A 19,622-nucleotide genomic window follows, 5' to 3' on the forward strand; every position below is an offset into this window, starting at 1 on the left:
CAATGTACAGCTTCGGCGAAAACAAGACCGCTACTGTCGGCGCCGGCAAAATTGCCAGCTTTAACGTTGCTTATGCAAACGGCCCCATCGGTGCTTMCCTGGCTTATCAGACCGAAAAAGCCACCGGTAACGCCACCGAGATCAAGTACACCCAGTTGAACGGTTCGTACGACTTCGGCGTGGTCAAGCTGCTCGGCGCATACGGTAACGTGAAAAACGGTACCAGCCCCGTCACCGGCCTGGCACAAGACAAGGCAAAAGAGTATCAGATCGGTCTGGACTTCCCTGTCAACAGCACCTTCACGTTGTCTGGCGGTTTTGCCCGTTCCAAGAGCACCCGTCTGGGTGGTCTTCCTGACCTGAAACGCACGGGCTACGGCCTGGCTGGCCTGTATGCACTGTCCAAGCGCACGAACCTGTACGCTGGCGTTCAGAGCGGCAAGGAAACCACGACCGGCGTGGCTGATCGCAAGACCAGCACCTACGGCGTTGGCGTTCGCCACACGTTCTAATCGAGGTTGGATCTAACCCGGGCTTGCCCGGGTTCCCTTTAAAAGCCGTTTCGATGAAACGGCTTTTTTCATTTAAAGGGCTGAAATCAGCCCTGAAACCGGATTTGCGCCGGTAGAAATTGCTGGTTTTTGCGGTCGTTGTTTCTTTTCCACTTACGGTTGTCTATTTGTGGCTTGAGCGCAACGACTTGGTTGTTTTTTCGGGCATTCCTTTGCGAATTGAAGCCCAGTCTGGTGCAATAGACCCAACTTCCCGAAAAGGGGGTTGGCCCGGGTCTCTGGTGGTGCCATGAAGGCGTAAGTCTGAAATGGTCCCCGTGCCGGAGCCCTATGTTTAACCTTGGAGAAACTCTCAATGAAAAAGACTCTTATCGCCCTGGCTGCACTCGCTGCAACCGCTGGCGTCGCGCACGCACAATCCTCTGTGACCCTCTACGGCGTTGCTGATGCATACATCGGCCAAAACGTCACCAAGGTGTCTACCGGCGGTACCGAAACCAAAGTCAGCATGGGCCAAATCAATGGCAGCGGCTTGAGCAGCTCGCGCTGGGGCCTGCGCGGTAGCGAAGATCTGGGCGGCGGTTTGGCTGCTGTGTTCACGCTGGAAAGCGGTTTTGACATCTCCACCGGCGCATCCGCCAATGGCGCTGGTAACTCGACAGCCAACTCCGGCAGCAGCCTGTTTGGCCGCACCGCATCCGTTGGCCTGAAAGGCTCCTTCGGTGAAKCTCGTCTGGGTCGTCAGTACACCGCCTATGACTCGCTGCGTGGCGCAACCAACAACACCTATGACTCCAACACCTTTGCCCAGACCGGCACTGTGTGGGGCACGGGCATCCAAGACTACAGCAACCGTAGCAACAACTCCGTTCGTTACGATTCGCCTGTTTTCGGTGGCTTCAGCGGCTCGGTGTCTTATGGTTTTGGCGAAGACAAGACGGCTACTGTTTCTGCTTCCAGCAGCACCAGCGTGCACCTGAAATACGCCAATGGCCCTCTGCTGGTTGGTTACGGATATCAGCGTGAAAAAGAATCTGTTGGTTCCGTGATGTTCTCCGGCGCTACCGGCGGACCTACCACTGGTACCGGTGCTGTTGCTGCTGATTCGCGCAAATACAACCTGCTCGGCGCAACCTATGACTTCGGCGTTGTCAAGCTGGTGGGTAGCTACAACACTGCCAAGAACAACACGCTCAAAGACAAAGAGTACCAAATCGGCTTGAGCGCTCCATTCGGTGCCGCATCTGTGGCCGTTGGTTACGAGCGCGCGAAGAGCGAAGGCGGCGGTTCTACCAACAAGGGCACTGGCTACAGCCTGCTCGGTACGTACGATCTGTCCAAGCGCACGACTCTGTACGCTGGCTACATCAACACCAAGGTTGAGTCTGGTGTGAATGCTGCTACCACCAGCAAGCGTTCGCTGGTCGCCACTGGTATTCGCCACACGTTCTAATCTGAAGCTGGCTTAAGCCAGTTTTTGATGAGAATCTGAAAGCCGTCTCGGGGTAACCCGAGGCGGCTTTTTTCGTGAAGAAAAACTGCGTTTGCCGCTTGAAGTGGCGAGTCGTTGGAATTTGTGAAACTTTTCTTCCCTTGCCGCGTTAAACAGGCAGGTTTGCCATTTAGACCAAGACGGAACCGATACCAGGTTCGTAATCCCCCTCTTTCAATGTCACTGACACACTACCGTTTTTTCCACTGCACGTTGCGCCTGTTGGCCGCGGCCTGCGTGCTCTTTATGGCGGGTTGTGCAGGGTTCGGACCTTCCTCGCCCGAGGCAAGCGCCAACGTTGACTGGACTTCGGCATCGCCCACAGCCACCAGTGCCGATGCCTTGCAATGGCAGCACTGCACTTTTCCGGGCAAGAAGTCGACCCGCTATCGTCCCGTGCGCCTGGACGGGCGCAACGCGGTGCTTGGAGAGTCCGACAGCGCCGCAAGCATGTTGCGGCAAAACCTGCGCATGGAGCCAGCGGAACTCGGCAGCCTGGGTTTCTCCTGGAAAGTGCCCCAGATGATTGCGGGTGCAGACATGACACAGCGCGACAGCGACGATTCCCCGGTGCGCGTGGTCCTGGCCTTTGAAGGTGACAGGTCGAAATTTTCCGCCAAGAACGCGATGCTTTCGGAGTTGGCATTGGCACTGACGGGCGAGCCGCTGCCTTATGCGACCCTCATGTATGTCTGGGGCTCACACAGCGCGCCAGAAAGCGTGATCGTCAATACACGGACTGACCGGATCCGCAAGGTGGTGATCGAATCCGGTCCCGCGCGCCTTGACCGCTGGCTCGACTACCAGCGCGACATTCGTGCCGACTACATAAAAGCATTTGGCGAGCCCCCCGGTGCGTTGGTAGGCATAGCCATCATGACCGACAGTGACAACACGCGCCAGATCACCAAGGCATGGTATGGCCCCATCAGCCTCAAGCCCAAAGCTGCCGGCGTCGTGGCCCCGTCGGTGACGGCTTCGAAATTGCTGCAGGTTTCACAAACCCCTGAATTTGCACCGCCATTCCTTCAAGACTAGTATTTAACCTGCTGAACTCGGGACTCCACTGCCATGCGCGCTCCGGCCAACCTTCCAGGTGCTTCATCCATTCAGCCCGCCGCAGCGGGAAACATTGCAAACCCAGACCGTCCCTCGCCATTGCGTGCATCAGGCCGCGCCTTTGCGCAAATTGCGCAATACCATCCCGAACTGACCGCCTTCCGGCGCGACCTGCATGCTCACCCTGAGCTCGGGTTTGAAGAGGTTTACACCTCGAGCCGCGTGGTGCATGCGCTCAAGTTGTGTGGCGTAGACGAGGTTCACACAGGTGTCGGCAAGACCGGCATTGTTGCCGTTATCAAGGGTCAACAGCCGGCCAGCGCTTCCGGTCCATCCGGGTTCAGGCCCATGATCGGATTGCGCGCCGACATGGACGCGCTTCCCATGACAGAGCACAACGAATTCGGCTGGAAGTCCGCCAAGCCTGGATTGATGCATGGTTGTGGTCACGATGGGCATACCACCATGCTGGTCGGTGCAGCCCGCTATCTCGCGGAGACGCGTCATTTCACCGGTGATGCCGTGCTGGTGTTTCAGCCGGCAGAAGAAGGGCGTGGCGGGGCCGACGCGATGATCAAGGATGGCCTGTTCGAGCGCTTTCCGGTACAGGCCATTTACGCCATGCACAACTGGCCCGCCATGCGGCCCGGCACCATCGGCATCAATCCCGGTCCCATGATGGCCGCGGCCGACCGCATCACCATCGAGATCACAGGCAAGGGTGGTCACGGCGCGCATGCTTACCTGACGGTGGATCCCGTGCTGGTGGCCGCTCACATCATTACTGCCGTACAAAGCATTGTGTCGCGCAACGTCAAGGCCATGGACAACGCCGTGATCAGCATCTGCGCTGTCCGGGCGGGCGACCTGGGCGCCATGAGCGTGGTGCCTGAAAACGCCACACTGGTGGGCACCGTTCGCACTTTCAAGCCCGAGGTGCAAGACCTGGTTGAGCGCCGCCTCAAGGAGCTGTGCGCGGCGGTTGCCCACGGCTTTGGGGCCACAGCAACCGTGAAGTACGAGCGCATCTATCCCGCCACCATCAATTCGCCAGCCGAGTACACGCTGGCCACTGCAGTGGCCGACCAGCTGGTGGGCGCCGAAAACGTGGTGCGCAACCTTGAACCCAGCATGGGTTCGGAGGATTTTTCCTTCATGCTCCGGGTCAAACCCGGCGCTTACCTGCGCCTGGGCCAGGGTGAGCAATTGCCCGACGGCAAAGGCGGCACCGTCGGCGGCGTGGGCAGCCGTTTTCTGCACAACAGCTGTTATGACTTCAACGACAGCGTTCTGCCGCTGGGCTCCGCGCTGTTTGCGGGGATCGTGGAGCGCTCGCTGCCCTTGGTGTGACAAAAGCCCGTGCTATTGATTTAATAGCTGCTTGCGCACGTCCCTATTGGGTTAAAGCCACTTTTTCCTGGAAAATAATTCCTGCGCAATCTATTCCGGGGGCGGGCCGCCTCAGGCATAGCGCTTGTTGCGCAGGTTGTTTTTCATTTCCTTGAGCAAGGGCTGCAGCTTGCTGCCGATGCGCAGCGCCACGCAGGTCGCCAGGATGTCGATGATCATCAGGTGCATGAGGCGCGACACCATGGGGCTGTAGCGGTCATAACCCTCGGGGTGATCGGCAGTCAGGTGGATATTGCCGGCCGCCGCCAGTGGCGAACCGGTGACGGTGATCACGATGGTGGTGGCGCCGTTCTTGCGGGCGATGTCGCAGGCATCCATCAGGTCGCGCGTGCGGCCTGAATTGGAGATCACCACCACGCAGTCGCCCGGCCCCAGCAGCGAGGCGCTCATCACCTGCATGTGGCCGTCGCTATAGGCAATGCTGGTGATGCCCAGGCGAAAGAACTTGTGCTGCGCATCCTGCGCCACGATGCCGGAATTGCCGACACCGAAAAATTCGATGCGTTTACCGCTGTTGTAGGTGGCCAGCAATGCGTCGGCAGCCCTTTCAACGGCGACCGAACTCGCATCATTGCGGTACTTCAGAAATGCCGCCACCGTGTTGTCAATCACCTTGACCATCACATCGCCGGTCTTGTCGTCGGCATCCACACTGCGGTGGATGAAAGGCACGCCCTCGCTCACGCTGCCTGCCAGCTTGAGCTTGAAGTCCGACAACCCGTCGTAGCCCATGCTGCGGCAAAACCGCACCACGGTAGGCTTGCTCACATGTGARCGGCTCGCCAGTTCGGTGATGGGCAAGTTGGCAAACGCCCGCGGATCCGCCAGCACCAGCCGGCCCACGCGCTGCTCGGCAGGCGCAAGCGACGGTAACGAAGCCTTTATTCGATCAAGCATGTGGGCCCCCACGGTCGTTCACTTCGTGTAACTCCCTGCCCCCCGAGGGGGCCGCTGCGCCTGCGGTCTGGCAAAGCCAGTCCCGCGGCCCCTGCTTGAAGTATTCGCCACGATGGCTTGGTGGGCAAAAGTGCTCTGTTCGTCGCAAGGTGCCGGTCCAAACACCAGTCCGAGCCGCGGAACCGGCTTTGCCGGGCCGCAGGCGGGGCGCCCCCTCGGGGGGCAGCGAACCACACGCAGTGGGGAGCGTGGGGGCTAGCATTCCTCTGACCAGCAATAKTTGTCGCGGGCAATCATCGCGCTCGACGCACTCGGGCCCCAGGTGCCCGAAGCGTACGAACGGGGGCCGGCGCTGTCGCTGCTCCACGCATCCAGAATGGGTTCGACCCAGCGCCAGGCTTCTTCCTGCTCGTCGCTGCGCACAAACAGGTTAAGCCGCCCGGCAATCACGTCGAGCAACAGGCGTTCATAGGCACCAACGCGCTCGGAGCCAAAGCGTTTGTCGAAGTCCAGGTCCAGCTGAACCGGCGCCAGCGTGGGCATGCCGCGGTCATGGCGCTGGTCTGCGCCCTGTGCCAGCAGGTGCAGTTCTAGTCCATCTTTGGGCTGCAGGTTGATCACCAGGCGGTTGCCCACGTTGCCACTGAGCGGTGTCTTGAAAATCGCGTGGGGCGCCGGGCGGAAGTTCACTTCAATGTGCGCATCGCGGTCTGCCAGCCGCTTGCCGGTACGGATATAAAACGGCACGCCGGCCCAGCGCCAGTTGGCAATTTCAGTCCGCAGCGCAACGAACGTTTCGGTGGTGCTGTCAGGATTCACGCCCTTTTCATCGCGATACGCGGGGACCGCTTCGCCGTCAATGCTGCCGCCGGCATACTGGCCGCGAATGACATGCTGGCTCAGGGTTTGTGGCGTCCAGGGTTTCAGTGAACGCAGCACCTTGAGCTTTTCGTCGCGGATGGCGTCGGCATGCGAATTGATGGGGGGCTCCATGCCGATAGCGCACAGCAGTTGCAGCGCGTGGTTTTGCACCATGTCGCGCAGCGCGCCGGTGTTGTCGTAAAACGCGCCGCGTTTTTCAACCCCCAGCTCCTCGGCGATCGTGATCTGGATATTGGCAATGTGCTCGCGCCGCCAGAGCGGTTCAAACAGGGAATTGCCAAAACGCAGGGCAAAGAGGTTCTGCACGGAAGGCTTGCCGAGGTAGTGGTCGATGCGAAAGATCTGCTGCTCGCTCAGCACGCTGCGCACGGTCTGGTTGATGGCGCGGTTGGAGGCAAGGTCGTGGCCCAGCGGTTTTTCAAGCACCACGCGTGTTTGCGGACCATTGAGGCCGGCCGCTGCAATCTGCTCACATACCGTGGTGAAGAGGCTGGGCGCCGTGGCCACATACATCACCACCACGTCGGCCGGGCGCTGCTGCAGCTTGCCGGCCAGCGCGGCGTAATCGGCCGGGTTGGACAAGTCCATGCGCAGATAGCCCAACAGCGCGGCAAAGCGCGAGAACTCTTCCTCGCTCGGGCGCTTGGCCAGCTCGACATTGTCAAAGCGCGACTTGATAAGCGCGCGGTACTGGTCGTCCGACAAATCGTCGCGTGCCACGCCCACAATGCGCCCGCCGGCGGGCAACGAGCCGTGGCGAAAGGCCTGGAACAACGCCGGCATGATCTTGCGCCACACCAGATCACCGGTGCCGCCAAACAGGATGAGGTCAAAACTCATGGTAAAAAAGTGTCTTGGTAATAAAGTTTCATATTCTATGGGCATAATGGTAACTCGATACCGGACCCGTGAAACGCTTTTGTAAGCGGCCGCACGGTGTGTCATCCGGGCCACTCCGCGTTTTTTGACCTGCCACTTGCCATGAACCAACTTGACGCCCTGAAACAGTTCACCACCGTGGTTGCCGATACCGGCGACTTCAAGCAACTGGGGCAGTTCAAGCCGCAGGACGCCACCACCAACCCGTCCCTCATCCTCAAGGCGGTACAGAAGGCTGATTACCAGCCGCTGTTGAAGGACACCGTGAGCCGCTTCAAGGGGCGGGAACTCGACGAAGTCATGGACCGCCTGCTGGTGCGTTTTGGCTGTGAAATCCTGTCCATCATTCCGGGCCGTGTTTCGACCGAGGTCGATGCCCGCCTGAGTTTTGACGCCAACGCCACGTACACACGCGGCGAGCGCATCATTGAGCTCTACCAGGCCGAAGGCATCCACATTGATCGTGTCCTGATCAAGGTCGCCGCCACCTGGGAAGGCATCCAGGCCGCCGAAAAGCTCGAGCAGCGCGGCATCCACACCAACCTCACCCTGCTGTTCTCGTTCTGCCAGGCGATTGCCTGCGGCCAGGCCAAAGTCCAGCTGATTTCGCCGTTTGTCGGCCGTATCTACGACTGGTACAAAAAATCCGCCGGCACCGCCTGGGACGAAGCCGCCATGGCTGGCGCGAATGACCCGGGTGTGAAGTCGGTGCGCGAGATTTACAACCACTACAAGCACTTCGGCATCGCCACCGAGGTCATGGGCGCGAGTTTTCGCAACGTCGGCCAGATCACCGCGCTGGCCGGCTGCGACCTTTTGACCATCAGCCCGGAACTGCTGGCCCAGCTTGCCGCCAGCGATGTCGCATTGCCGCGCGCACTCGATGCCAAAGCCGCAGCGGCGCTGGACTTGCCTGCGGTGAACTTTGACGAAGCCGGATTCCGCTACGCGCTCAACGAAGACGCCATGGCCACCGAGAAGCTTGCCGAAGGCATCCGCGCTTTCGCAGCCGATGCCGTGAAGCTTGAGCAGCTGATGCTGGCCGCATAACCACCCAGGCAGGACACGTCATGAACCGACCGCGTTGCGACCAGACTCCCGCGTGGCCTGCGCTGCAGGCGCTGTATGCCGCTTCCGGCAAAGATTTCGACCTGAAGGCTGCATTTGCTGCCGACCCGGATCGCTTTGCCAGCTTCAGCCAGGACGCACCGCACATCTTTGCGGACCTCTCCAAAAACCTGATCGACACCAGTAGCCAGGCATTGTTGTTTGAGCTTGCGCGTCAGTGCGGGCTGGAGCAGCACCGCGACGCGATGTTCGCCGGGGAGCTGATCAACGGCACCGAACAACGCGCCGTGATGCATTTTTTACTGCGAAATCCGGCTGTAGCCCAGGATGGACGTGCGCCAGTAGCTATTAAAAACATAGCAACCGAGTTGACCCAGGTCCACGCCACGCTGGACGCCATGCTGGCGTATGCCGAGCAGGTGCGCGCCGATGCCGCCATCACCGACATCGTCAACATCGGCATAGGCGGCTCCGACCTCGGGCCCCAAATGGCGGTGCTGGCGCTTGGGGAATTCGCCACTGCGGGCAAACGCGTTCACTTTGTGTCCAATGTGGATGGCGACGAGCTGGCCACCGTGCTCAAGGGGCTCAAGCCGCAAAGCACGCTGTTCCTGATCGCGTCCAAGACCTTCACCACCACCGAGACCATGACCAACGCGCACTCGGCCCGGCGCTGGTTTGAGGCACAGGGCGGCCGCGATGTCAGCCGGCATTTCGCCGCGCTGACAACCAACGTCGCGGCGGCCAATGAATTCGGCATCAGCACCACCTTTGGGTTCTGGGACTGGGTGGGCGGGCGTTATTCGCTGTGGTCGGCCATCGGTTTGCCGGTGGCCATCGCCATCGGCGCAGCCGGTTTTCGTGAGCTGCTGGCCGGTGCCCATGCCATGGATGAGCACTTCCGCACCGCGCCGCTGGAGGGCAATTTGCCGGTGCGCCTGGGCCTGCTCGATGTCTGGTACCGCAACTTTCACGGCTTTACCAGCCGCAGCATCGCGCCCTACAGCAGTGCCCTGCGCCGCCTGCCGGCCTACCTGCAGCAGCTCGAGATGGAGAGCAATGGCAAGCGTGTGGATGCGGAGGGCAAAACCCTGCCGTTTGAAACATCGCCGGTGCTGTGGGGTGAACCGGGTACCAACGGCCAGCACGCCTATTTTCAGATGCTGCACCAGGGAACGTCGGTGGTGCCGGTCGAGTTTGTGGCGGTCAAAACAGCCGCGCATGCACCGCATGACCTGCCGGGGCATCACAGCAAGTTGCTGGCCAACGTTCTGGCCCAGGCGCAGGCGCTCATGCAGGGCAAGCAAGACGGGGGCGGCCACAAACATTTCCCTGGCAACCGGCCCAGCACCTTTTTGCTGCTTGAGCGTCTCACACCTGCCAGCCTGGGTGCGCTGATTGCCCTGCAGGAGCACCGGGTGTTTGTCAGCGGTGCGATCTGGGGCATCAACAGTTTTGACCAGTGGGGCGTCGAGCTCGGCAAGGTGTTGGCCAAAGACATCGAGCCACGCCTGCGCAGCGGGGACGTATCCGGCCTTGACGGCTCAACCGCTGGCCTGCTGCGCAAGATTGCCGGCTGAATACCGCAAAACTGTGCGTTTTTCCATAGCGGGCCCGCGCGGTTCCGTGGTCAACTTGCCACTTCGCCGATTTTTTGATGGCTTCGCATCATGTCTTTTTTCCTTCCGCTTCGCCGCCTTTTCCCTCGTTTCTCGATGTTCGCCGCAGCGTTTCTTGCACTGGCTCTGGTCTCCGGCTGCGCGACACGCTCGGCGCCCGACGAAGACACCGATGTCGACGAGCCGGTCAGCCGCGGGGGCACGCTGGGGCCGGCGGAGGGCGTAACCGGTACTGCCTGGGCCGAAATGTCGGCGCCGCCGAAGGCAGGCGAGCTCAAGCCCGACGACCTCAAGTGGGAAATTTTCCGCGTGCCCGGCAAACAACCGGCCAGCTACAGCTATGTGCGCCATGAAGGCCGCGACGCGGTCCTCGCGAAGGTCGAGTCGTCCGGCAGTATCCTGCGCCATCGCCATCGCATCGAGCCCGACCAGCTAGGCCTTGTGCGCTTTTCCTGGAATGTGCCGAACGCCGGTGCAGGTGCCAACCTCAGGCTGCCTCAACTCGATGACGTGCCGGTGCGGGTGGTGCTTGCGTTCGAAGGCGACCGTTCGCGGCTGTCGATGAAAAACTCCCTGCTGTCGGAGCTGAGCCGCCTGCTCACAGGGGAAGAGATGCCGTTCGCCACTTTGGTCTATTCCTGGTCGCGTGTTAACCAGCCCGGTGAGGTGGTTGTCAACGACCGCACCGATCGCATCCGCAAGATCGTCGTCGACTCTGGCGACCACGGCTACAACGAATGGCGCAGCTACGAGCGCGATATCCGCGCCGATTACCGCCGGGCTTTTGGCGAAGATCCCGGTGCCTTGCTCAGCTTCGCGGTCTTTACCGAAGGCGAAAAAAACGAAGGCCAGCTGCAGGCCTTCTATGGGCCACTGAAGCTGGTGCCGGCTTCGGCTGTCGCGCGCAAATAGCGCCGCGACCGGTCGGCGTGTCTACGTCGCCCGATCTGATTGCCTCTGTCCGGTGGTGCAAACGACGTAGCTGGCGACCTGGATTGGCAGAGCGCATCGCGTCAGTCTTGACAATTTGTTGCATCTAATAATGCGAGGTTTAGGGAAATTACCACTCCTTCAGTGCAACAAAGTATTGAGATGCCCTGATCTGGTATCAAACCCGCAAGGGCCTTTCTTCAAAATGCAGTGAACGGCAAAGCGGCCGTTTCGACTGACATAACGAAGGAGACACCTATGAAGCGTTTTATCCAGGCAGGCCTGGTGCTTGTACTCTCGGGCGCCGGCACGGCCCATGCTGTGACCGAACTCGTGGTGGCGACGGTGAATAACGGCCACATGATCGAAATGCAGAAGCTCACGCCGGTTTTCGAGAAAGCCCATCCCGACATCAAACTCAAGTGGGTCACGCTGGAAGAAGGCACGCTGCGCCAGCGCGTCACCACCGACATCGCCACCAAGGGTGGGCAGTTCGACGTGATGACCATCGGCCTGTACGAAGCGCCTATCTGGTCGAAGAAAGGCTGGCTGCAGCCCATCGCCACCGATGCCGCCTATGACGTCGATGACCTGTTGCCCGCCATCCGCGCCGGCCTGTCGCACGAAGGCAAGCTCTACGCCGCGCCGTTCTATGGCGAGAGCTCGATGCTCATGTACCGCAAGGACCTCGCCGACAAGGTCGGCTTCAAGATGCCCGAGCAGCCCACCTGGGTGCAGGTAAAGGAACTGGCCGGCAAGATCCATGACCCGAAAGCCGGTGTGTACGGCATGTGCCTGCGCGGCAAGCCGGGCTGGGGCGACAACATGGCCTTCCTGACCACGCTGGTCAATACCAACGGCGGCCAGTGGTTCGACATGCAGTGGAAGCCGCAGATCGACACCAAGCCCTGGAAGGACGCGATCGGCTTTTACGTGGACCTGATGAAAGCCTACGGCCCGCCCGGCGCCTCGGCCAACAGMTTCAACGAAAACCTCGCCCTCTTCAACGAAGGCAAGTGCGGCATGTGGGTGGATGCCACCATCGCCGCCTCGTTCATCAGCGATCCGAAGCAGTCGAAGGTGGCCGACAAGGTGGCCTTTGCCCAGGCACCTGTTGCCGTCACGCCCAAGGGTGCCAACTGGCTGTGGACCTGGAACCTGGCCATTCCGGCCAGCTCGACCAAGGGCGCGGCTGCCCAGACCTTCGTGAAGTGGGCTACTTCCAGGGAGTACATCAATCTGGTCGCCAAAGAACATGGCTGGGGGACGGTACCTACCGGCACGCGCAAGTCGACCTATGCAAACCCCGAGTTCCAGAAGGTCGCCAAGTTCGCTGCCGCCGAGAAGAAAGCCATCGACAGCGCCAACCTCAGCGACAGCACGCTGCCCAAGTCGCCCTACGTCGGCGTGCAGTACGCCGCCATTCCCGAGTTCCAGGCCATCGGCGTGGCGGTGGGCCAGCAGATGAGTGCCGCGCTGTCGGGCAAGGTCACGGTGGACCAGGCCCTGAAGACATCACAGACGGCGGCCGAGCGCGAGATGAAGAAGGCCGGGTATTACAAGTAAACCCTCAGGCAGCATGCCCTGCCCGCGGACCGGTGAAGCCGGATCCGCGGCAGTTCTGCCCTGACGCCCGGGACCCACAACATGAACCGCCTCCTGCCCCGTGCGCTCATGGCGCCCGCAGTGCTCACGCTCTTCCTCTGGATGATCGTGCCGCTCGTGATGACGCTGTACTTCTCGTTCGTGAGCTACAACCTCATGCAGCCCGGCGAGCATCCGTTCATCGGCATCGAGAACTTTCAGTACTTCATCACCGATCCGGACTTCTGGCCTGCGACCTGGAATACGCTGCTGCTCATCGGCAGCGTGATCGTCATCACGGTGGTGTTCGGCGTGCTGCTCGCGCTGCTGGTAAATGAGCCCTTTCCGGGGCGAGGCATCGTCCGCGTGCTGCTCATTTCGCCTTTCTTCGTCATGCCCGCAGTGAATGCACTGCTGTGGAAGCACATGATGATGAACCCGATCTACGGCGTGCTTGCCGATCTCTGGCGCTTCTTCGGCGCTCAGCCGGTCGACTGGCTCACCGATGTGCCGCTGTTGTCGGTGATCATCATGGTGGCCTGGCAGTGGCTGCCCTTCGCCTGCCTGATCTTCATTACCTCGCTGCAGTCGCTCGACCGCGAGCAAATGGAAGCGGCGCGCATGGACGGTGCAAGTTCATTCCAGCGCTTCTTCTATCTCATCATTCCGCATCTCGGCCGGCCGATGGCGGTGGTGATCATGATCGAAATGATCTTTCTGCTCAGCGTGTTCGCCGAGATCGCCATCACCACCAATGGCGGCCCTGGCAACGAGAGCACCAACCTCACTTACATGATCTTCAAGCAGTCGTTAATGAATTTTGACGTGGGCGTGGCTTCGGCAGGCGCGTTGTTCGCGGTCGTGGTGGCCAACATCGTGGCGGTGTTCCTCATCCGCATCGTCGGCAAGAACCTCGACTGAAGGAGCGATTGTGCAACCCAGCAACTTCCTTCCGCAACTGCTGCGCACCGTGGGCGCGTGGGCCGTGGCGCTGCTGCTGTTCTTTCCGCTCGGGTGGCTGGTTCTCACGGCCTTCAAAACCGAACTTCAGGCAATCCATGTGCCGCCGCTCTTTATTTTTGAGCCTACGCTCGACAACTTCAGCGAAGTGCAGCGCCGCAGCGACTACTTGCTGTATGCGCGCAACTCGCTCATCACCAGCCTGGGCTCAACCCTCATCGGCCTGTTGATCGCGGCACCCGCCGCGTACTCGATGGCCTTCTTCCGTACGAAGAGGACACGCGACATCCTGATGTGGATGCTTTCCACCAAGATGATGCCGGCGGTGGGCGCGCTGGTGCCGATCTACGTTCTTGCGCAGACCGCGGGCCTGCTGGATTCGCTCACCGCGCTGACCATTGTGTTCACGCTGGCGAACCTGCCGATCATGGTGTGGATGCTCTACAGCGCCTACAAGGACATTCCGAACGAAATACTGGAAGCCGCACGCATGGACGGTGCGAGTCTCTGGACCGAATTCCGCCATGTTGTGCTGCCGCTGTCGGTGGGCGGTCTCGCTTCGACTGGCCTGCTCTGCCTGGTGCTGAGCTGGAACGAGGCCTTTTGGGCGCTCAACCTCAGTTCGGCCAAGGCCGGCACGCTGGCGACATTGATCGCCTCGTACTCCAGCCCTGAAGGCCTGTTCTGGGCCAAGTTGTCAGCCGCCTCGCTGATGGCGATCGCACCCATCGTCGTGTTCGGCTGGTTCAGCCAGAAACAGCTGGTGCAGGGCCTGACATTCGGTGCGGTGAAGTGAAAGGAATTGACCCATGGCTTATCTGGAACTCAAGAACATCGAGAAAAGTTTCGGGGAAACCCAAATCATCCGCGGTGTTGATCTTGAAATCAACAAGGGCGAGTTCATCGTCTTCGTCGGACCTTCAGGTTGCGGAAAATCGACACTGCTGCGCCTCATCGCGGGGCTGGAGCCCATCACCCAAGGCAATTTGCTGCTGGACGGCAAGGACATCACCTGGACGCCTTCGGGCAAGCGTGACCTGGCGATGGTGTTCCAGAGCTACGCGCTCTACCCGCACATGAGTGTGTACGACAACATGTCCTTTGCGCTCAAGCTTGCGGGCGTGCCGAAGGGCGAGATCCAGACCAAGGTTGAGTACGCAGCCAAAACGCTCAATCTCACCCAGTACCTGGGCCGCACGCCGAAAGACCTGTCGGGTGGACAGCGGCAGCGCGTGGCGATTGGCCGCGCCATCGTGCGTGCGCCCAAGGTGTTCCTGTTCGATGAGCCCTTGTCCAATCTTGATGCCGCGCTGCGCGGCAACACGCGCGTCGAAATCCACAAGCTGCACCGCGCGCTCGGCGCGACGACCATTTACGTCACGCACGACCAGGTCGAAGCCATGACGCTGGCCGACCGCGTGGTGGTACTCAAGGACGGGCTGATCGAGCAGGTCGGCACGCCGCTCGAGCTCTACGACCACCCGGCGAACCGGTTTGTCGCGCAGTTCATCGGCATGCCGTCGATGAACATGGTGGCGGCAAGCGCGATTCCGAGCTTCTCGGCGGCCACTGGCGGGCGCCTGCCGAGCGATGGTTTCCTGGGCGTACGGCCGGAAGGCTTGCGTGTGCACCCAAAGCAAGCTTCTGCTTCGGGGGTGCAAGGCCGTGTGGAGCTGATCGAGGCACTCGGCGCCGATACCCTGATTCATGTCGACGTCGGCGGCGTGCCGCTGATAGCGCGCCAGAACGAACGGACACCGCTGCATGCAGGGGACGATGTGGCGGTCGAGCTCGACCCCTCGGTGCTTCATCTGTTCAATAGCGAAGGCCGCGCGGTTCCGGCCTGATTTTTTTTTCTCTTTCGGACATTCCCTTGACTCTCGCAACAGCGCTTCTTGCGCAAACGCCACCGGCGCCTTCGGAATTCACGGTGCTTCACCTTGGACTGGGTTCGTTCCATCGGGCCCACCAGGCCGTTTATCTTCAGCGGTTGATCGATGCGGGCGATACCCGTTGGTCCATCGTGGGCGCCAACATCCGGCCCGACATGGCCGAAGTTGTCGCGGCCTTGCAGGCACAAGGTGGGCGTTACACGCTGGAAACCGTATCGCCGTCCGGCGAATACCGCTATGAACAGATTGAGGCCATCCGCGAAGTGCTTCCCTGGGAAGACTCGCTGGCTTCGGTGATCTGTCGCGGCTCGGCGCCGTCCACCCGCATCATTTCATTCACCGTGACCGAGGCAGGCTACTACCTCGACACGAAAGGCAGGCTGGACCTGTCTTTCAATGATCTCGCGGCAGACCTTGAGCGCGCACGCCGCGGCGAGGCAGGAGGGGAGGGCGTGACCATCTATGGCGCCGTCTGCGCGATCCTGCGCGCGCGCAAGGCGGCGCAGGCCGGCCCGGTGACCCTGCTCAACTGCGACAACCTGCGCCACAACGGAGACCGCTTTCGTGACGGGCTGCTCGAGTTCATAGCGCTCACGGGCGATGCCGACCTGCTTTCGTGGATCAACGCCAACACCCGCTGCCCGAACGCAATGGTCGATCGCATCACGCCGCGCCCGCCGCCCGAATTGCCTGCTCGCGTGAAGGCCGCCACAGGGCATGACGATGCAGCGGCCGTCACCGCCGAGAGCTTCATTCAATGGGTGATCGAAGACAATTTCGCGGCCGGGCGGCCCGACTGGGGCCGTGTGGGCGTGGAMCTGGTCGAGTCGGTGCAGCCTTACGAGGAGGCCAAGATCCGCATCCTCAATGCCACGCACAGCTGCATTGCCTGGGCCGGCACATTGGTCGGGCTGGATTTCATCCACGAAGGAACACACCACGCGGTCATCCGGAAGATGGCCTACGACTATGTGACGGACGACGTGATTCCCTGCCTGAGTTCTCCCGACGCTCCCGGACCAATAGACCTCGCGGCGTACCGAGATGTGGTGCTCGAGCGCTTTGGCAACCCTGCGATCCGCGACACCAACCAACGCGTGGCGGCGGACGGTTTCTCAAAGATTCCAGGGTTTATCGCGCCCACGGTGCGGGAGCGGCTCGCCGCGGGACAGCCAATCGACAGCGTCGCAGTGCTGCCTGCGCTGTTTCTTGTTTTCCTGCGGCGCTGGCACCGGGGCGCGTTGCCCTACGCCTACCAGGACCAGGGTATGGACGAGGCGGTGGCCCGCGCGATCTGCGACGCTGTCGATCCTGTGCGCGCGCTGTGTTCTGACGCGGGGCTATGGGGGAATGCCGCAGGCGATACACGGCTGACGGATGCCGTGCGCGGCGCGATCGGGCGAGTAGCCGATTTTGTCAATTCAGGGGTAAAAAAAGCATGAGCGAACGTCTGAAGGACCGTCATGTGCTTCTGACGGGCGCCGGTGGCGGCATCGGTCTGGCGGTGGCTGAAGCCTGCATCGCGGAGGGCGCGCACTGCAGCGTGGTCGACCGGGCAGTGGCGACGCCTGAAGCCGTGCAGGCCCTGCAGAAACGCCATCCCGACTGCCTTACCTACATCGCGGCGGACGTGACGGACGCCCAGGCGATTGCGCGCCTGCTGGCGCAGGGGCAGGACGCTTTTGGCCCCATTCATACCCTGTTCAACAACGCGGCCGTGTTCGATCTCGCGCCCCTGCTTGACAGCGACGAGGCATCTTTCGACAAGCTCTTTGCCGTCAATGTGAAAGGCATGTTCTTTGTCATGCAGGCCGTGCTTCGCCACATGGTCGAAGCCGGCACACAGGGCGCGTCGGTCATCAACATGGCCTCGCAGGCCGGGCGGCGCGGCGAAGCGCTGGTGTCGCACTACTGCGCCACCAAGGCCGCGGTCATCAGCTACACCCAGAGTGCCGCATTGGCCATGGCGCCGCATGGTATTCGCGTCAACGGCATCGCACCCGGTGTGGTCGATACGCCGATGTGGGACCACGTCGACAGCCTGTTTGCCAGGGCAGAAGGGTTGCCACGGGGAGAAAAGAAGCGGCGCGTGGGCCTCGAAGTGCCGCTCGGCCGCATGGGTGTACCGGCAGACATCGCGGGAGCGGCGGTATTCCTTGCCAGCGACGAGGCGCGTTACATCACGGCGCAGACCCTGAATGTCGATGGCGGCAACGTGATGAGCTGATTTGGCCGACGCCGGCGCCTTGCATTGACAGACAATCCATCATGCGCATTGCACTCACGGGCGAAGCCCTGATCGATTTCACTGCCAGCGAGACAGGCACGCTGGCGTTCCTGGGCCACGAAGGCGGTTCGCCGCTCAACACGGCTGTCGCCTGCGCGCGCCTCGGACAGCCCACTGGCTTCCTCACGCAACTGTCGACCGACCTGTTCGGTGAACGCCTGATGCGTTTTCTCGAACGCAACGGCGTAGACACCCGTTTCATCCTGCGCAGCCCCGCGCCGTCGACCCTGGCCTTCGTTGAGCGCACGCCACAGACCAATCGCTATGCCTTCTACACGCACGGCAGCGCCGATGCGACCTGGGCACCCGAGCCGCTGCCGCAGTTGCCGGCGGAATGCTGCTTCCTGCATTTCGGCTCGATCGCACTCCTGCAGGAACCTGCTGCCACGCGCATCACCGGGCTGATGGCTGCCAACGCCGGGCACCGTGTGATTGTGTTCGATCCCAACGTGCGGCCCAGCCTGATTTCCGATATGGCAGCCTACCGCGCGCGCGTCATGAGCTGGCTGGCGATGGCCGATCTGGTCAAACTCAGCGACGAAGATGCCGGACTGCTGGCGCCCGGCAAACCTGTCGATGCGCTGGCGGCAGATTGCCTGCAAGCCGGGGCGCGAGCGGTGATTGTTACGCACGGCGCTGGCGGTGCCACGCTCTGGCGCATGGGGCACGGGTCGTTGACCGTGGCGGCACCGCGTGTTGAGGTGGTCGACACCATCGGCGCGGGTGACACTTTTACGGCCGGGCTTTCAGTCTCGCTGCTTGCGCATGGCGTCGAACACCCGGCCCAGCTTGGCGGGCTTAGCGGCGACACCTGGTACGCAGTGATGCGCTTTGCCGCCACGGCCGCCGCACTGAACTGCACCCGGGAAGGCGCCGATCCGCCCACGCTGGAGGCCGTTCACGCCGCGCTCGTGCGGGAGGACAATGAGGCCGTCGCTTCACGGCCCTGACCCAGACTGCCATGACAACGTCCACATCCAGACGCCCGATCCCCCRTCAGCGCCAACCCGAGCTTGAGCGCGATATTGCGCGTTCCCCCGCGCTGGGCTACGAGGCACCTGAAACCGGTCTGGTGCGCTGTCTTGCGCACGGCTTCCCGAGCCCGCTGGTACGCTGGCATTTTCATGAAGAGTATGAACTGCATCTGATCACCGAGACCTCGGGCAAGGCGTTTGTCGGCGACTGGATCGGACCGTTCCAGCCAGGTCATCTGGTGTTGTGCGGCCCGCGCCTGCCGCACAACTGGATTTCGCTCGACGCCCCTGAAGGCGGCGCCGCGGGACGTGACCGGGTGATCCAGTTCCACCACGAACCCATTGAGCGTGCGGCAGCCGGGATTCCCGAATTGCGCGAGGTGATGCAGCTGCTCGAACGGGCACGCCATGGCATCGAGTTCTTCGGCATGTCGCAGCAGGCGCAGACGCACTGGGACAACATCAAGGCCGCGCGCGGTGTGCGCCGCCTCGGCCACTTTTTTGAGTTCATGGCCGACCTGGCGCAATGGACGGACTATCGGCTGCTGTCGAGCGTACAGATGCAGGGCACACAGGGCGCTGATGGCGACGCGCAGGTCGACCAGATCAACGGCATCGTCAACCGCATTACCGCCAATATGGCGGAGCCGATCTCGATGTCAGTCGTGGCGGCCGAGCTCGGCATGAGCGAGAGCCGCTTCAGCCGCTTCTTCCAGCGCTCCACCGGCAACAGCTTTACCGACTTCGTCAACCGTGTGCGCATCAACAGCGCCTGCCACCTGCTGATGCAAACCGACCACAACGTCACCGACATCTGCTATCAGGTCGGTTTCAACAATGTTGCAAACTTCAACCGGCGTTTCCTGGAGATCAAGGGCATGACGCCTACCGAGTTCAGGCGGCAGGCCGACGGCCGTTTTGGCCGGCCACCCTGATTTCCTGGCGGTTTTAATTCTTGTCGGAGGCCACGCATCCATTTGGGCCTTAACCTGGGCACTTCGGATTCCGAGCCACTTCGCCTTGTGATCCTGGCAGAGCGGTACCAAATTCCGGACCTTGTATCCGCGTTACGCGCCGTATTGAGTATTGGCGTATTAGCGAGAATCTGTTGTTAGCGGCTGCCAGGCTCGCGGCCTGCATTCGATGCGCGATCTTGCTCCCAGGCCGCAAGCGTGAA

Annotated in this window: 17 protein-coding genes; 15 read left to right on the top strand and 2 right to left on the bottom strand. The window is 61.5% G+C overall.

Annotation, left to right across the window (positions count from 1 at the left end; genetic code table 11):
* The 4 genes from AC1D0Z_RS08520 to AC1D0Z_RS08535 form a co-directional block, all read left to right on the top strand.
* On the top strand, positions 1–512 hold a 512-nt coding region (locus AC1D0Z_RS08520; RefSeq protein ID WP_477657815.1), incomplete at its 5' end, for a porin.
* A 340-nt stretch (positions 513–852) separates the two neighbouring features.
* Positions 853–1,965 carry a porin gene (locus tag AC1D0Z_RS08525; protein ID WP_477657816.1) on the top strand — a complete coding sequence of 371 codons (1,113 nt, stop codon included), beginning with the start codon at positions 853–855 and terminating at the stop codon, positions 1,963–1,965.
* A gap of 216 nt (positions 1,966–2,181) precedes the next feature.
* Positions 2,182–3,042, top strand: coding sequence for a DUF3047 domain-containing protein (locus AC1D0Z_RS08530; protein ID WP_477657817.1), 861 nt, complete (start codon positions 2,182–2,184; stop codon positions 3,040–3,042).
* Positions 3,043–3,075: 33 nt separating this feature from the next.
* Positions 3,076–4,413 carry a M20 aminoacylase family protein gene (locus AC1D0Z_RS08535; protein ID WP_477657818.1) on the top strand — a complete coding sequence of 446 codons (1,338 nt, stop codon included), beginning with the start codon at positions 3,076–3,078 and terminating at the stop codon, positions 4,411–4,413.
* Positions 4,414–4,524: 111 nt separating this feature from the next.
* Here AC1D0Z_RS08535 and AC1D0Z_RS08540 read toward each other — a convergent pair whose 3' ends face one another.
* Together AC1D0Z_RS08540 and zwf are read right to left on the bottom strand one after the other, a co-directional pair.
* On the bottom strand, positions 4,525–5,370 hold the full coding sequence (locus tag AC1D0Z_RS08540; protein ID WP_477657819.1) for a MurR/RpiR family transcriptional regulator: 846 nt from the start codon (positions 5,368–5,370) through the stop codon (positions 4,525–4,527).
* A gap of 255 nt (positions 5,371–5,625) precedes the next feature.
* The gene (gene zwf / locus AC1D0Z_RS08545; RefSeq protein WP_477657820.1) at positions 5,626–7,092 is read right to left on the bottom strand and encodes a glucose-6-phosphate dehydrogenase; all 1,467 of its coding nucleotides are present in this window, start codon (positions 7,090–7,092) and stop codon (positions 5,626–5,628) included.
* 141 nt (positions 7,093–7,233) lie between these two features.
* On the opposite strand from zwf, the gene tal reads away from it, so the two are divergent.
* The 11 genes from tal to AC1D0Z_RS08600 all read left to right on the top strand — a co-directional run bounded on the left by tal (position 7,234) and on the right by AC1D0Z_RS08600 (position 19,380).
* A complete protein-coding gene (gene tal, locus AC1D0Z_RS08550) occupies positions 7,234–8,181 on the top strand; it encodes a transaldolase (RefSeq protein ID WP_477657821.1) in 948 nt (315 codons plus the stop codon).
* Between the two features lie 20 nt (positions 8,182–8,201).
* A complete protein-coding gene (gene pgi, locus AC1D0Z_RS08555; protein WP_477657822.1) occupies positions 8,202–9,779 on the top strand; it encodes a glucose-6-phosphate isomerase in 1,578 nt (525 codons plus the stop codon).
* Positions 9,780–9,869: 90 nt separating this feature from the next.
* Entirely contained in the window at positions 9,870–10,730 is an 861-nt protein-coding gene (locus tag AC1D0Z_RS08560) for a DUF3047 domain-containing protein (protein ID WP_477657823.1), read from the top strand.
* Between the two features lie 276 nt (positions 10,731–11,006).
* Positions 11,007–12,314 carry an ABC transporter substrate-binding protein gene (locus AC1D0Z_RS08565; protein ID WP_477657824.1) on the top strand — a complete coding sequence of 436 codons (1,308 nt, stop codon included), beginning with the start codon at positions 11,007–11,009 and terminating at the stop codon, positions 12,312–12,314.
* Positions 12,315–12,395: 81 nt separating this feature from the next.
* Positions 12,396–13,253 carry a carbohydrate ABC transporter permease gene (locus AC1D0Z_RS08570; protein ID WP_457282606.1) on the top strand — a complete coding sequence of 286 codons (858 nt, stop codon included), beginning with the start codon at positions 12,396–12,398 and terminating at the stop codon, positions 13,251–13,253.
* A 10-nt stretch (positions 13,254–13,263) separates the two neighbouring features.
* The gene (locus AC1D0Z_RS08575) at positions 13,264–14,088 is read left to right on the top strand and encodes a carbohydrate ABC transporter permease (protein WP_477657825.1); all 825 of its coding nucleotides are present in this window, start codon (positions 13,264–13,266) and stop codon (positions 14,086–14,088) included.
* Positions 14,089–14,101: 13 nt separating this feature from the next.
* Positions 14,102–15,139 (top strand): ABC transporter ATP-binding protein, encoded by a 1,038-nt coding sequence (locus tag AC1D0Z_RS08580; RefSeq protein WP_477657826.1) that lies wholly within the window; start codon positions 14,102–14,104, stop codon positions 15,137–15,139.
* An 83-nt stretch (positions 15,140–15,222) separates the two neighbouring features.
* Complete coding sequence (gene dalD, locus AC1D0Z_RS08585) at positions 15,223–16,626, top strand: D-arabinitol 4-dehydrogenase (RefSeq protein ID WP_477657830.1); 1,404 nt, start codon at positions 15,223–15,225, stop codon at positions 16,624–16,626.
* A complete protein-coding gene (locus tag AC1D0Z_RS08590) occupies positions 16,623–17,411 on the top strand; it encodes an L-iditol 2-dehydrogenase (protein ID WP_477657827.1) in 789 nt (262 codons plus the stop codon). The genes dalD and AC1D0Z_RS08590 overlap by 4 nt, the downstream gene beginning before the upstream one ends.
* Before the next feature lie 41 nt (positions 17,412–17,452).
* Positions 17,453–18,421 (top strand): carbohydrate kinase family protein, encoded by a 969-nt coding sequence (locus AC1D0Z_RS08595; protein WP_477657828.1) that lies wholly within the window; start codon positions 17,453–17,455, stop codon positions 18,419–18,421.
* An 11-nt stretch (positions 18,422–18,432) separates the two neighbouring features.
* Entirely contained in the window at positions 18,433–19,380 is a 948-nt protein-coding gene (locus AC1D0Z_RS08600; RefSeq protein ID WP_477657829.1) for an AraC family transcriptional regulator, read from the top strand.
* Positions 19,381–19,622 lie beyond the last annotated feature (242 nt).

Source organism: Polaromonas sp. P1_E3, assembly GCF_056405935.1.